9 protein-coding genes and 1 pseudogene are annotated in these 12,919 nt (G+C 74.9%); 4 read left to right on the top strand and 6 right to left on the bottom strand.

All coding sequences use genetic code 11. The annotated features are described in order from the left end of the window. The first annotated feature begins 33 nt into the window (after nt 1-33). Both HFV08_RS32200 and HFV08_RS29320 read left to right on the top strand, forming a co-directional pair. Nucleotides 34-1,260: a cytochrome P450 gene (locus HFV08_RS32200; RefSeq protein ID WP_168543611.1), complete on the top strand. Its 1,227-nt coding sequence runs from the start codon at nt 34-36 to the stop codon at nt 1,258-1,260. A 35-nt stretch (nt 1,261-1,295) separates the two neighbouring features. Then, entirely contained in the window at nt 1,296-2,543 is a 1,248-nt protein-coding gene (locus HFV08_RS29320; RefSeq protein ID WP_168543610.1) for an MFS transporter, read from the top strand. A gap of 18 nt (nt 2,544-2,561) precedes the next feature. On the opposite strand, the gene HFV08_RS29315 is transcribed toward HFV08_RS29320, so the two are convergent. The 3 genes from HFV08_RS29315 to HFV08_RS29305 all read right to left on the bottom strand — a co-directional run bounded on the left by HFV08_RS29315 (nt 2,562) and on the right by HFV08_RS29305 (nt 9,059). Further along, nucleotides 2,562-5,486, bottom strand: coding sequence for a helix-turn-helix transcriptional regulator (locus HFV08_RS29315; protein WP_168543608.1), 2,925 nt, complete (start codon nt 5,484-5,486; stop codon nt 2,562-2,564). 175 nt (nt 5,487-5,661) lie between these two features. Next, nucleotides 5,662-5,868, bottom strand: a complete 207-nt coding sequence (locus tag HFV08_RS29310; protein ID WP_168543606.1) for a hypothetical protein — start codon at nt 5,866-5,868, stop codon at nt 5,662-5,664. A 74-nt stretch (nt 5,869-5,942) separates the two neighbouring features. Then, nucleotides 5,943-9,059: a type 2 lanthipeptide synthetase LanM family protein gene (locus tag HFV08_RS29305; RefSeq protein ID WP_312885879.1), complete on the bottom strand. Its 3,117-nt coding sequence runs from the start codon at nt 9,057-9,059 to the stop codon at nt 5,943-5,945. Nucleotides 9,060-9,617: 558 nt separating this feature from the next. On the opposite strand from HFV08_RS29305, the gene HFV08_RS29300 reads away from it, so the two are divergent. Next, nucleotides 9,618-10,229 carry a response regulator transcription factor gene (locus tag HFV08_RS29300; RefSeq protein ID WP_168543604.1) on the top strand — a complete coding sequence of 204 codons (612 nt, stop codon included), beginning with the start codon at nt 9,618-9,620 and terminating at the stop codon, nt 10,227-10,229. Beyond that, nucleotides 10,226-10,840 carry a helix-turn-helix transcriptional regulator gene (locus HFV08_RS32195; protein ID WP_168543603.1) on the top strand — a complete coding sequence of 205 codons (615 nt, stop codon included), beginning with the start codon at nt 10,226-10,228 and terminating at the stop codon, nt 10,838-10,840. The genes HFV08_RS29300 and HFV08_RS32195 overlap by 4 nt, the downstream gene beginning before the upstream one ends. Nucleotides 10,841-10,959: 119 nt before the next feature. On the opposite strand, the pseudogene HFV08_RS31985 reads toward HFV08_RS32195, so the two are convergent. The 3 genes and pseudogenes from HFV08_RS31985 to HFV08_RS29280 all read right to left on the bottom strand — a co-directional run. Then, a pseudogene (locus HFV08_RS31985) lies at nt 10,960-11,691 on the bottom strand (Type 1 glutamine amidotransferase-like domain-containing protein); the annotation flags it as partial. Between the two features lie 145 nt (nt 11,692-11,836). Further along, a complete protein-coding gene (locus HFV08_RS29285) occupies nt 11,837-12,532 on the bottom strand; it encodes a 4'-phosphopantetheinyl transferase family protein (RefSeq protein WP_312885878.1) in 696 nt (231 codons plus the stop codon). Between the two features lie 118 nt (nt 12,533-12,650). Next, complete coding sequence (locus tag HFV08_RS29280; protein ID WP_168543601.1) at nt 12,651-12,902, bottom strand: MbtH family protein; 252 nt, start codon at nt 12,900-12,902, stop codon at nt 12,651-12,653. Nucleotides 12,903-12,919: the final 17 nt, after the last annotated feature.

Below are 12,919 nucleotides of genomic sequence, written 5' to 3'. Positions count from 1 at the left end.
CACCCCTGCCCGCACCGACCCGGGAGAGACCCGATGACCATCGCCCCCGCCCGCACCGAGCGCTACCTGCTCGCCCCCGACATGATCGCCGACCCCTACGACCACCTCGACGCCCTGCGGGAGGACGCGCCGGTCCAGTGGAGCCCGCTGCATCACGCCTGGCTCGTCACCGGATACGACCAGATCATGCGCTGCCTGCGCGACCGGGCCGTCTCCGCCGACCGGGTCCGGCCCTTGATGGACGCTGTGCCCCAGGGCGCCCGCGACGACGCCGAGCGCGCCTTCGGCATCCTGTCGCGCTGGATGGTGTTCAACGACCCGCCCCAGCACCGCCGGCTGCGGCAGGTCTTCCAGGAGGCGTTCGCCGCCCGCGCCGTGGCCCGCTACACCGCCTTCACCGAGAAGGCGACCCGCGCCGTGCTGACCCGCAAGGCCGTGCCCGGCCGTACCGGCGACCTCATGGCCGACGTCGCCAAGCCGCTGCCCGCGCTGGTCTTCGCCCGCTGGCTCGGCATCCCGCCCACCGACGGACCCTCCTTCTGGTACTGGAACACCCGCGTCGCCGACCTCGTCCTCGGCACCGCCCAGGAGGAGAGCGAGTACCGCGCCTCCCTCCAGGCTCTGGTCAGCCTGGAGGACTACCTCGGCGACCTGGTCGCCCGCCGGCGCGCCGCGCCGGGCGACGACCTGATCAGCCAGGTCCTGAAGGAGGGCCGGGTGGGCGAATCGGTCAGCGAGGAGGAGTTCGTCGGGATGCTCACCCAGATGGCGTTCGCCGGCGGCGAGACCACCAGCAACCTCATCGCCAACACCGTCCTCGCCCTGCACACCCGCCCCGACCAGCTGGCCGCCGTCCGCGCCGACCCGGACCTTGCGCAGGGCGCCGTGGAGGAGACCCTGCGGCTGGACGGCCCGTCGAAGATGTCGATCCGCACCGCCGCCCGGGACCTCGACCTCGACGGCCGCACCCTGCGCGCCGGGGACCGGATCTTCCTCGTCACGGCCGCCGCCAACCGCGACCCCGCCCGCTTCCCCGACCCCGGCCGGTTCGACGTCACCCGGACCGGCGCCACCCATCTGGGCTTCGGCTTCGGCGCCCACTTCTGCATCGGCGCCGCCCTCGCCCGGCTCGTCGCCGTCAGCGCCGTCCGCACGCTGGTGTGCGAACGGCCCGGGCTGGCCCTCGCCGAGCCGGACCGGCTCGCCTGGCAGCCGTCCCTGCTCAACCGCAGCCTCACCGCCCTGCCCGTCCACTACTGACCGGGCCCGACTCGGCGTTCGACGAAAGGCACCTCATGGCCACCACCCTCGCCGCGGACCGCCCGCGGCTGTGGGCGCCCGCCCGGCACCGCTCCTTCCGCCTCCTGTGGACGGGACAGGCACTCTCCCTGCTCGGCGACGGCTTCAGCGTCGTCGCGTTCTCCTGGATCACCCTGACCCTGACCGGCTCCACCCTCACCCTCGGCTACGTCCTGGCCTTCCAGGCCGTGCCCCGCGCCCTGCTCACCCTGGTCGGCGGCACCCTCGGCGACACCTGGTCCACCCGGACCCTCATGGTGGCCTCCAGCTGGACCCGCGCTGTGCTGATGGCCGCGGTCGGAGTCGTCGGCCTCACCGGGGACCTCACGGTGTGGATGCTGTGCGCCGCCGCCGCCGCGTTCGGCGCCGTGGACGCCTTCTTCCAGCCCGCCCGCGTCTCCATCCTCCCCTCGGTCGTCGACAAGGACCTGCTCGCCCCGGCCAACGCCCTGCTGGGCGCCGGGGCGCGCACCGCGGCCGTCGTGGGCCCGGCCGTCGGCGGCACGGTCATCGCGCTGACCCAGGCGCCGGTCGCCTTTCTCGTCGACGCCGTGTGCTTCGCCCTGTGCGGTCTGCTCGTCTCCCGCATCCGCACCCGCCCTCGGCCGGAGACTCCGAAGGACTCACCGGCCAAGACCGGCCCGTCCCTCGGGGCCCGTATCCGCGAGGGTGTCACCTACACGCTGCGGGACCCGCGCCTGCGGACCATCGTCGCCCTCGACACAGCGGTCAACTTCTGTTACGCAGGCCCCTTCACCGTCGGCTTCGCCACCCTCGCCGACCAGGTGCTGCGCGGCGGCTCGGCCACCCTGGGCGTCCTCAACGGGGCACTGGCCGGCGGCGCGGTGCTGGGCACCCTGGCGGGCGGTGCGGTCGGCGGGCGGCCCCGGGTGGGGCTGCTTGTGGCCGCGCTCGCCGGCTGGCTGGGCGTCGGGATGGCCGTCCTGGGCCTCGCCGAGAGCACCCCGGTCGTGGTGGTGACGGTCCTCGCCATGGGCTTCGCCATCGGCTACCAGGGCGTGTTCGGCCTCAGCTGGATCCAGCGGAACATCCCGCAGGACGTCCTCACCCGGGTCGTCTCCGTCGACATGGTCCTCGGCTACGCCGCCGCCCCGCTGTCGCTCCTCCTGTGCGGCGCCCTCGCGGGCACCGGTCATCTCGCCCTGTTCGGGGCCGTCGCCGCCGTCCTCGCCGTGACGGGCCTCGCCGTGCTCGCCTCCCGGGCGGTGCGGGAGATGCGCTGATCCCGCAGCGACCCCCTCTCAGCCGTCTCGCAGAGCGGCCGACCGCGCGCACAGATCCGCGCGGTTGGCCGCTCCCGTCTTGGTGATGAGGCTCGCGATGTGCTTCTCCGCCGTGCGCGGGGAGATGAACAGCCGGTCGGCTATGTCCTTGTTGCTCAGCCGCTCCGCGAGCAGCCGGAACACGTCGAACTCCCGGACCGTCACCCCCTGCGTGCGCAGGTGCTCGGGAATGCCGCTGGTCCCGCTGCGGTGCTGGTGCACCGGGGCGCCCAGCCGGCGCAGGCCCGCCCGGCAGGCCCCGGTGACGGCAGCGATGTCCCGCTCGTGGAAGTAGTGCTCCGCCCGCCGCAACCAGCCCACCGGATCGCCCCAGCCGTCCTCGTGCGCGGCGTCCGCGATCAGCCGCAGTCCCAGGTGCTGCGCCAGCGGGTACGGTTCCGCGACTGCGAGGGCCGTCTCCACGGCCGCCGCCGCTCGCGGGCCGGCGCCCTCACGCCCTAGCAGGACCGCCTCGGCGAGGTGCACGAACTGCCGGTTCCACCGCATCTGGGCCATCGCGGTCGCCCTGATCTCCTCGTGCCGCACCCGGTCGGCGTGCCCGGCCAGCACGTCCAGCAGCAGCACCAGACCGTGGGTGCCGCTGAGGTGGTACGTCGACGGGTTGTCGGCCTCCAGCGCCAGCACCGTCCCCAACTCCGCCCGGGCCAGCTCCCGGTCCTCCTCCAGCAGAGAGCAGAACACCCGTGCCAGCCCCAGGCTGAGCGGTTCCTCCTGCGAACCGGCGCCGTCCCATTCGGCGAACGCCGCGAGCGCCGCCTCCATCGCCACGCGGTCCCCGCGGTGCGCCTCCAGCGTGGCCCGCGCCATCAGGACGTAACGCACCGCGGGCGCGAGGCGCAGGCGGCGCACGACGGCCAGGCACTCCTCGGAGACCGCCCGCGCGGATGTGTTCTCGCCCCGCAGGACGGCGTCCAGGACGAGGATTCCGTCCACGGTGTGCACGATGTTCACCGAGCCGAGGCGCAGCGCCTCCTGACGGGCGGCCAGGAGACCGGAGGTGTCGCCCTCGGCGAGCCAGGCGTTGCCGCCCATGCGGGTGGCCGCGTACATGCGCTGCAACGGCAGGCGGTTGCGCTCCGCCGTGGTCAGGGCCTGCTGGAGCATGGCCGCCGACTCCTGCGGGTCCCGTTCCCGGGCCACCGTGGCGAGCAGTTCCCACGCCTGGCAGGCGACGACGGGCAGACCGTGTCGTTCGGCGATGTCGGCTGCGGAGCGGGCGAGTTTCTCAGCGTGCTGCGTGCGGTCCGGTCCGGGGGTGTCCAGGGCCAGATAGGCAGCCGTGACGTCCACGGCGGCCGTCGTCACCTCGGCGGTCTCGCCGGGAGCGGCCGTCAGGACCTCGCGGGCGCGCGCGATCTGCCGGTTGCCGTCGCTCCAGCGTCCTGCGGTATGCGCCACCTTGGCCAGCCGCGCGTGCAGGGTGGCCAGGCGTACCGCGCTGAGGCCGGCGCCGTCGAGCGCGTGCAGATCGTCCACCAGGTCGAGGGCGCGCGCGAAGTCGCCGGACTCGGCGAGCGCGGGCAGCAGGTTCTCCAGCACCGCGGCCCGCGCCTGCGGATCGCTCGCCTCGGCGAGCAGCCCCTCGGCGCGGCTCAGCAGCGTCACCGCGGAGTTCAGCGCGCCCGCCGCCAGGGCCCGTTCACCCGCGTCGGCGTACAGCAGCCCGGCCTCGACCCGGTCGCCCGCCTCGCAGCGCAGCCCGGCCGCAAGCGCGCACCAGTCGCTCTCCAGCGCCGGGTGCAGTTCCTCGACCGCCTCCGCGCCCCGCCGCGCCAGGTCGGCCCGCTGACCCGGCGTCATCTGGGTGAACAGGGCCTTCACGGTGGGGGAGTGGCGGAACGAGTACCAGTCGGGCGCCGGTTCGTCCGGGACGACCAGACGGGCGGCGACACTTGCGTGCAGATGACCGAGCAGGGCCCGGTCGTCGACGCCGGTCATGCGCTGGAGCACGGACAGCGGGAAGCGCCGGCCGAGCACGGCGGCGGCCGAGAGCAGCGTCAGCCCCTGGGCGCCCAACCGGTCGATGCGCCGCAGGATGCCGCGGGCCAGCGTCGAGGAAACGTCACGCCGCAGGTCCGCGACCGCGCGCCAGCCCCCGGGGCCCTGCACCAACGCCCCCGAGCCGATCATCGACTGGAGCAGCTCCTCGACCAGGTACGGGCTGCCCGCGCTGTCCTCCCAGAGCCGTTGCAGCACCTCGGCGGGGACGTCGTCGAGGCTGTCCGCGCCGAGCTGGGCGGCGATCACCTCGTGCACCTGCGGCCGGGTGAGCGGCGCCAGTTCGACCAGGGCGGCGGCGCCGCGGCGGCGGGCGGACTGCGCGAGGTCCAGCGCGTCGCTGATGTCCGTGCGGACGGTCGCCACGAGCAGGACGGGCGTGTACACCAGGTTGTCGACCATGTACTCCAGCACGCCGAGCGTCTCGGGGTCGGCGTCGTGCAGGTCCTCCAGGAAGAGCAGTTGGCCCTGTCCGCGTCCGGTGGCGATGAGCAGCCGCAGCACGGCCTCGCCCAGGATGACCATGGAGCTGCTGTCTCGTTCCCCGGTGTCCCAGTCCGGGATCAGCCGTCCCAGGACCGGGCGGTAGGGGCCGAGTGGGAGGTCGTCCATGGGCTCGCCGCCCCGGAACAGCGACATCAGGGCCTCGGTCAGCGGCCGGAACGGCACCGCGGGTCCCGTGGTGCTGCTGCGTCCGCGCAGCACCCGCATACCGGAGTCCAGTGCGCCGCCCACGGCCTCCGCCGCGAGCCGCGACTTGCCGACCCCGGCCTCGCCGACCAGGAACACGGCACCGCCTTGGCCCTGCCTCGCCTCGGCCATGGCGCGTTCGAGCTGGGCGAGTTGGGGGTCCCGCCCGACCAGGGAAGGCGTATGGGAACGCATGACCGCAGATGATAATCGGCATATATGAGCCAGGGGCAGGTGTCGCCCGGGTCCGGATCAACCGCTGTGCCGGTAGCGGCGGTTGCGCGGAGCCCGGCAGGATGTCCGGGAACGGCTCGCGGGAACACGGTGGTGCGGGCCCGCACCCTCACGCGCGACGACTGGGTGGTGTCCGTCAGTTGGGGGCGGAGACCGAGGTGTCCAGGGTGCTGAGCGTGATGACGATGCCGCTGGTGAGGACCATGCCGGCCAGCACGCGGGCGCGGGCGCAGGCGCGATTGCGGCCGGAGAGGGTGATGCCGCCCGCTGCGTCCTGCTCGGTGGTGGGGGAGGCGACGAGGGCGGTCTCGGTGGAGTCGGCGGCGATGAGGTTCTGGTCCATGACGGTGGTCCCCTTCTGGTGTCCCGTGCGCGAGGCACAGGCTGGAGGTGGGAGATGCCGTGGTGCTGAGGAGCTCAGGTGCGGGTGGATCGTCGGGCCGGGTGACGCAGGAGCAGGACCGACGGAACGGTCTCGGGGTGGGCCAGGCGCAGCAGCCCGTAGCCGATGCCGGACAGGCCGGTCATCAGCCCCGGTGAGGGAACGTGGTCGGGGGTGGCGCAGCGGTGGCCCTGCGCCTCGACGACGGCCAGGACCTGGCCGCTGTGCCGGTGCAGGGCCGATCGGGCCGTGGTGTCGCCGTGTTCCGCCAGGGCGGTCAGGGCCTCCAGCGTGCCGAGGGCACCTCGGGCGAGGCTGAGGTCGGATGCGGGCGGGGTGTCCGCGAGCCGGGCGGCGGCGTCGTACAGGGGGACAGTACGTCCGGGGAGCCGTGCGGCGGTCTGTCCGGCCAGCCCCTCCGTCCAGGACAGGTCCGCCTCGCCGCCCGCCGGCGGGAGTGCGTGGAGCAGGACGCGGGCCAGTTCCGTGGGACGCGCGGCGCGCTCCGGCCGGAGACCGGCGTACCGCAGCAGCGCCCAGGCGATCCCGGCCGTCCCGTCGGCGAAGCCCGCCGACGGCGCGGGGCCGTGACCGTCCGTGCTCTCTCCGGCCGTGTCGAGCAGCAGGTCCGCCTCGGCGTCCGCCAGGCGCAGGGCCGCCGGATCGCCGGTGGCCTCGTGCACGGCGACGGCCACGGCCAGCGCGCCCGCCCTTCCCTGGGCGAGTCCCGGGTCGGGGCACGCGGCTGCGGCGTGCCCCAGCGCGGTCAGGGCGTGCGGCAGACATGCCTCCAGCCCGTCGCCGAGCAGGTCCGCCAGCCGGACCACGGCGTACACGATCCCGCCGAGTCCGTCGTAGGCGCCGGGGCCGACCGCCGCGCTGAGCTGCGGATCGTCGGCGAGCGTCTTGAGGAGCGCGGGCAGCGGACGTACCGCCTCCCGGGCCGCCGCGGCGTACCGGCCGGCACCGGTGAGGGCGTCGACGTGGGCCAGGAACAGCGCCACACCGCAGTAGCCCTGGGCGAGGCCGGCCCCCATGGGCAGCACCGCCCAGTGGGGTCCCGCGACCCGTTCCAGACCGATCCAGTTGGTGCGTGAGCCGCCCCGCACCGCGCGGGCGGCGATCTCGTCGGCGATGCCGCACGCGGCGGCCAGCAGCCGGGAGGGCTCGGGCGCCACGGGCGGAACCGGCGCGACCGCGAGCTCGGACTTCAGGCGGTCGAGCGGTGAACCCGCGCCGCGCACCGCGAGGGTGGCCGAGATGATCCACTCCTGGTCGTGGCAGTCGACCTCGTCCATCCGGCCGATCTTCTCGCGCACGGCCGTCACCGCGGCCACCGGCAGCACACCGGGCACCAGGGTGCCGTCGTCGGAGAAGACCGCGGTGCCGCTGGGCCGGTGGGTGAAGAAGGGGATGTCGCCGCGCCACAGGGAGGCCGTCTCGTACTCGATCAGCCGCTCCCGCGCCGTGTCGTGCTCGGACTCGGTCCACAGCAACGCGAACACGCTCTCCCGGGCCAGCGCGTCCCTCAGCAGCGTCGGATGGGTGGACTCCTCCAGCAGCGTCGCGTACAGCCGGGTCGCGCGGGCGATCAGCCGGGCCGGGCGGTCCGCCCAGCGGGCCAACGGCCCCTCAGGGCCGAGGAGTTCGTGGCGGTGTCCGGCGATTGCCCGGTAGGCGGTGCGGAATCCGTCCAGCAGGGCCGCCGTGTGGTCGGCGCCTGCGAGGGACGTGCCCGCGGGCAGCGGATGGTTCTGCGCGGCCGGGCTGGGCAGCGGGCCGCGTACGGCCCGCATGGTGTCCCGGCCGCTTTCCTCCCAGCGCACCCCTTCGCTCGGGAAGGTGCCGTCGGTGTCGCGGCCGAGCGCCGAGATGTCCAGGGCACCGTGCTCGCCGATGAGGAGACAGGGGAGCAGACAGGTGCGGTGCACGGAGGCGGCCAGGGCGTCGGCGGCCGGGTCGGCACCCGCCGTCAGGGCCTGCCCGAGGCCGGTGTGCAGCAGTGTCTCGGCGTCCACGAGGACCGGCTGGTCACCGTGCGCGATGACGTTCTCGTAGTGCATGTCGGCGCCGTCCACCGCATACAACAGGGCCAGCAGTGCGCCCTGGCGGCGGTAGAACGCGTCGGTCTCGGTGACCGTGCCGCACCAGCGGTGCTCGATGAACTCCAGCCAGCCGTAGGCGTCGTGGCGCACGGTGCGCGCGGTGCGCAGGTCCAGTCCGGGTACCTTGGCGCCGAGCCAGGCGACCAGCGTGTCGAGCAGGGCGTGCTGGTCGAGCGGCCGGGGCTTGTGGACGATCCGGGTGCCGTCGGCGAAGTGCAGGACCGCCACGGACCGGTTGCCCTGGTGGGCGTCGCCGCGGCCGAGATCGACCCGGACCAGCGCGCCCGGCGCCCGGCCGTCGAGGAGGCCGGCGGCCAGGGACTCCCGGTCGGCCTGGAAGCGGGTGACGAGCTCGGCGGTGGCCGTGATGGCGTCCAGGGCGGTGCGGGCGAGCATCCTGGCCAGGACCGGGTAGGTGGTGAACAGCGCGGTCAGTCCTGGCCGGCTGCCGGTGGCCGCGGCGAAGGAGGCGAACCGCTCCTGGGGACCGGCCCCCGCCAGCCGCCCGGAACGGCGGGCCGCCTGGAGTTCGTGGACCAGGGTGCGCGCGGCCTGGCGGACCAGCTGACGGGTCAGCCGCTCGGTGAATCCCTCCAGCCAGACGGCCTGTTCGGCCGCCGGTACCCCGGTCAGCAGGTCCGCGAGGCGGGCGGCGGCGGTGGCGGTCACCGGCCGGACGACCGCGGCGAACACGTCGGGCCCCTCGCCGCTCACCTCGACCTCGGGGAGGTCGTCGGAAGCCGTCGCGAGGACCGTCTCCCCGAACGCGGCCCAGTCGGGCTTCGCCACCCGGGCGGCCAGCCGCTCAGCCGGTTCGGCCGCCAGCGCGCCCACCGCGGCCTCGTCGACGCCCAGACGGTCCAGCCGCAGCGCGAAGCCCTCCGCGTCCCCGGCGGTCCAGGGCATCGGCCCCGGGACCCCGGTTCCGGCGGACGCCGCAGGAAGCCCGGGGGCGGCGAGCCGCTCCGTGAGGGTCAGCGCCGGGGCCCACCAGGTGGCGGGGAGTCCGGCGCTCCGGGGAGTCGGGAGGCTTGCGGTGTCGGTCACGAGAGAGAAGGTCGCAGACCTCCATGGCCCCCCGCATGGGTAACCGTTCCCCATATTCTCCAGCGGCCCCTGCCCACCCGTGCGGGCAGTGGGGAGGGGCGGGGAGAACCGCAGGCAGGAGGCGTGCGCGCGGGGAACCGCCCTGGGGATGGCGCCGACTGCGCGGCCGGTTCCGACCGTCCGCACCGGGGTCCGGGCGGGCCCACGACCCCCATATGCCCCGTGCGGCGCCGGGGAAAGGCGTGTCTCCCCCCGGGACACCCCGCTTCTTCGGGGCCCGGACCTCCCCCCGGGCTACCCGGGCAGCGCCCGCCCGCCGACATGACCCCCGTCCCGCGGCTCGCGCATCCCCGCCGGGCCGTCATGGCACCCCCGGATCACCCGCCCTCCCCGCTCCGCTGGGGCTGGGGGCCGTCAGGACGGGGAGGGCGGCCGGAAAAGTGGGGGCGTCCTACCGATCCCGGCGGACTGCCGGTGACGGCACGGTGGACCCAAGTCCCCATGCCGGACCGCCCGATGCGCCTCAGGCCGGGCGGACGACCTTCCAAGGAGCAGCAGATGGGAGCACCCGTACCCGTCAGTGTGGTCGCCCTCGACCCCGTGTTGGAGGCAGGCACCCGCACCACTCTCCAGGGCCGCCCCGAACTGACCGTGTGCGAGCCCGCCGACGCGCGGGTCGCGGTCCTCACCGTGGACCGTCTCGGCCCAGCCGAACTCGACATGGTGCGGGCCACCCGCACCCAGCCCCACCGTCCGGCCGTCGTCCTGGTGGCGGGCACCCTCGCCTCGGGGGACATGGTGCACGCACTCGCCGCGGGCACACGGGGCCTGCTGCTGCGCCGGGAGGTCGACGCGTCGCGGCTCGCCCACGCCGTGCTGGCCGCCGCTCGCGACGACTGCACCCTGCCACCCGGCCTGCTCGAACAGCTCCTGGACCAGTCGGACACCGTCGTCCGCGGCTCCGGCGGCTGGAGCGACGGCATGCTCTCCGACCGGGAGCGCTCCGTGCTGCGCCTGGTCGCCGACGGGCACGAGACCGCGGAGATCGCCCAGCGGCTCGCCTACTCGCCCCGGACCGTGACCACGGTCGTGCACGACATCACCCAGCGCTTCCGGCTGCGCAACCGCGCCCACGCGGTCGCCTACGCGCTCCGGGCGGGCCTGCTGTGACCGCCACCCTCACCGCGCCGGTGAGCGCCCCCGCGGTCACGGTGCGCGTCGTGCCCGCCCCGGGAGCAGACCGGGTCCGGGCGCTCGCCGAACGAGCGGGACTGCTCCACGGCCCGGGTGAGTACGGGGCTGCCAGGGCCGTGACCGTCATCGTCGCCGCCGACCCCGAGCACGCCCTGCGTGGTGTGGGCGCCCCCGGACCACTCGTGCTGGTCTGCGACACTGTCGGACGCGCCGGCCGGCTGCGGGCGCTGCGCGCCGGGGCGGTCGTGCTCGGCGCCGCCGAACTGACCGCGGACACGCTGAGCACCGCCGTTCACCGTGCCGCCCACCCCCATCCGAGCATCCCCTACCCGGAGCTGACCCGGCTCCTGACCACCGGACCGCACCCGGGCGAACCGGTGGACGCCGCCGGTGTCCCGGCCCTGACCGCACGGCAGACCTCCGTTCTGCGGCTGATGGCCGAGGGCCATGGCAACGCCGACATCGCCCTGCTGCTGACCTGCTCCGAACACACTGTCAAGAACGTGATCTACGAGATCATGGCCCGCCTCCAGGCCCGCAACCGCGCCCACGCGGTCGCCCACGCCGTACGGCACGGCCTGGTCTGAACCGCGCGGGCGCGCGTCCACGACGCGGGGCATGGGGAACAGGGACCGGGTGCCGAGGCACCGGGGCCGACCCGTTGCCCCGCGCGGTCGTGTGCGCGGAGCCGGACGGACGGCCCGTCAGGGGCCGCCAGCCGCCGCGGGACGAGCCGTTCCTCCACGGTGCGCCCCTCCTCCTGCCGTACCACGTAGGCGCCCTTGTCCGGCAGTTCCGCCACCGCCTCGACGAGCCGGGTGCCGGGTAGACCAGCCCCACTCCGTCGTCGGTGCGGTGCGCCTCGGTGAAGACGCCGTCGGCGACCGGGCGGTGGGTCGGCGGGCGGCGGCCCGCGTCGGAGTCGCAGTGCACGCCGTTGCCGTACGGCAGCAGGCCGAACCCGCCGGTCACCGGCCGCAGTTCGGGGCCGAAGGAGCCGGTGGTTCCTCTCTCGAACCAGCAGATCGAGCCCGTGCCCACCCAGGCCGGCGCCCTCCCGGCGCGCCAGGCGCGGGCGCGTCACCTCGTCCGGGCCGTGCACCCGCCACACGGCGAGCGGATCGGCCGAACCGAGCCGCCCCCCACCCACACCGTGTCGTGGTCGAGCACCGTGCCCTCGACGCCGTCGACGTCGGGCATGGAGAACAGCGACGGCGGAGTCAGGCCGAAGCACGTCACCCGGGCCGCCTCGGCGACGCGCGCCGCGATGCGTTCGGCGTCCCCACCGCGGTCCCGACATGAAGGAGCCGCGGGCGCCTGCCGTGGACGCCGGACAGGTCGACCGCGTGGTGTGGACCAGAGCCTCGAAGAGCACCCGCGTGCGCGTACCGGGGCGATGGCCGCCGGACGTGGCCGGTGGGTTCGGGCGCTGTCGCACACGTGGTCGTATCCCGGCCGCAAGGGCGGAAGGTGCGGGTGATCGGTGAAGGTGGTGCGCGGGCCGGGCGCCGGTCGTGACAGCCCGGCGGCGCGGCGGGGACCGGATGTGTGTCCGGCTCCCGCCGCGCCGCCGTGAGCGGGGGTCAGGGGGAGCGCAGCGCCACTGCCGCCGCGTAGCCCGACGGGACGAGGAGATCCCGTACGGCCCACCCCGGCGCCGGATCGGTCGGCGTCGGGCCGGTGCCCAGGAAGTCGAGCGCCGGATCGCGCACCAGCCCCGTTCCCAGACCCTTCAGATAGGCCTCCTTGCGGACCCAGGCCCGGGTGAACGCCGCCGGACGGCCGTACGCGGGCAGCCGCGCCAGTTCGTCCGCCTCGGCCGGGTGCAGCGCGGCCTGCGCGCTGAGCATCACCTTCACGGTGGCCAGCTCCTCCACGTCCACGCCGATCGGCGCCGGCGCGAGCGCCACCAGCACCAGCCCGCCGCTGTGCGACAGGGAGAAGTGCACCCCGGGCGTGCGCAGCACGGGTCGGCCGTGCGGTCCGCCGCAGCCCGCGCACGGTTCACGCGACAGCGGAAGGGCCTCGGCGCGCACCCCGAGCAGCATGCTCAGCACGCCCCGCAGCCCCGCGTGGGCGACTACGTAGGCATCCCGGTCACAGTCATGGCGGAAGGCGCGGGCACGGGCCCGCTCCTCCTCGTCCAGGACTTCGCCGGCGTCCCGGAGCACCTGCGCGTCCTGCTCCGCGACCCGTGCCAGATACAGCTCCAGCGGTCCGCGCAGCGCACGCGGCCCCTGGACGCCCGCCCCGGCCCGCAGCACCGACAGGTCCAGCACCGCCGGGCACAGCCGCGAAGGGAGCACCGGCGCCGGCGGGGGCGCCAGGAGCGGGGAGCGCGACGCCGTCCCCGGCGGGTCGTGGGCCGACGGGCCCGGCAGGCGGCCCGGGAACCGCTCAGGCATCGGCCTCTGCCAGCCGCCGGCGCAGGCTGAGCGGACGCATGTCCGTCCAGATGACGTCGATGTGGTCCAGGCACGCCTGCCGACTGCCGCGCAGCCCCTCCGGGTACCAGCCCGCGGGCGGTTCGCGGTCCGCCCGCCAGATCGAGTACTGCTCCTCGTCGTTGCGCACCACGAGGTACTCCTCGGCGGTGCCCAGGTGGACCTCCTCGGTGTCCGCGCCGTGTCCGAAGTCGGGTTGCGTCATGGTGAACCTCCCGCGGG

It is taken from the genome of Streptomyces physcomitrii (assembly GCF_012273655.1).
In the GTDB taxonomy this organism is placed as follows: domain Bacteria; phylum Actinomycetota; class Actinomycetes; order Streptomycetales; family Streptomycetaceae; genus Streptomyces; species Streptomyces physcomitrii.
This window is presented reverse-complemented; position numbering and strand designations above follow the sequence as displayed.

Bases quoted from the DNA above. Each gene is read 5' to 3' on its own strand.
- HFV08_RS29310 (WP_168543606.1), bottom strand. From the start codon at position 5,868: ATGGACCAGAACCTCATCGCCGCCGACTCCACCGAGACCGCCCTCGTC.
- HFV08_RS29300 (WP_168543604.1), top strand. From the start codon at position 9,618: ATGGGAGCACCCGTACCCGTCAGTGTGGTCGCCCTCGACCCCGTGTTG.
- HFV08_RS29320 (WP_168543610.1), top strand. From the start codon at position 1,296: ATGGCCACCACCCTCGCCGCGGACCGCCCGCGGCTGTGGGCGCCCGCC.
- HFV08_RS32200 (WP_168543611.1), top strand. From the start codon at position 34: ATGACCATCGCCCCCGCCCGCACCGAGCGCTACCTGCTCGCCCCCGAC.
- HFV08_RS29280 (WP_168543601.1), bottom strand. From the start codon at position 12,902: ATGACGCAACCCGACTTCGGACACGGCGCGGACACCGAGGAGGTCCAC.
- HFV08_RS29315 (WP_168543608.1), bottom strand. From the start codon at position 5,486: ATGCGTTCCCATACGCCTTCCCTGGTCGGGCGGGACCCCCAACTCGCC.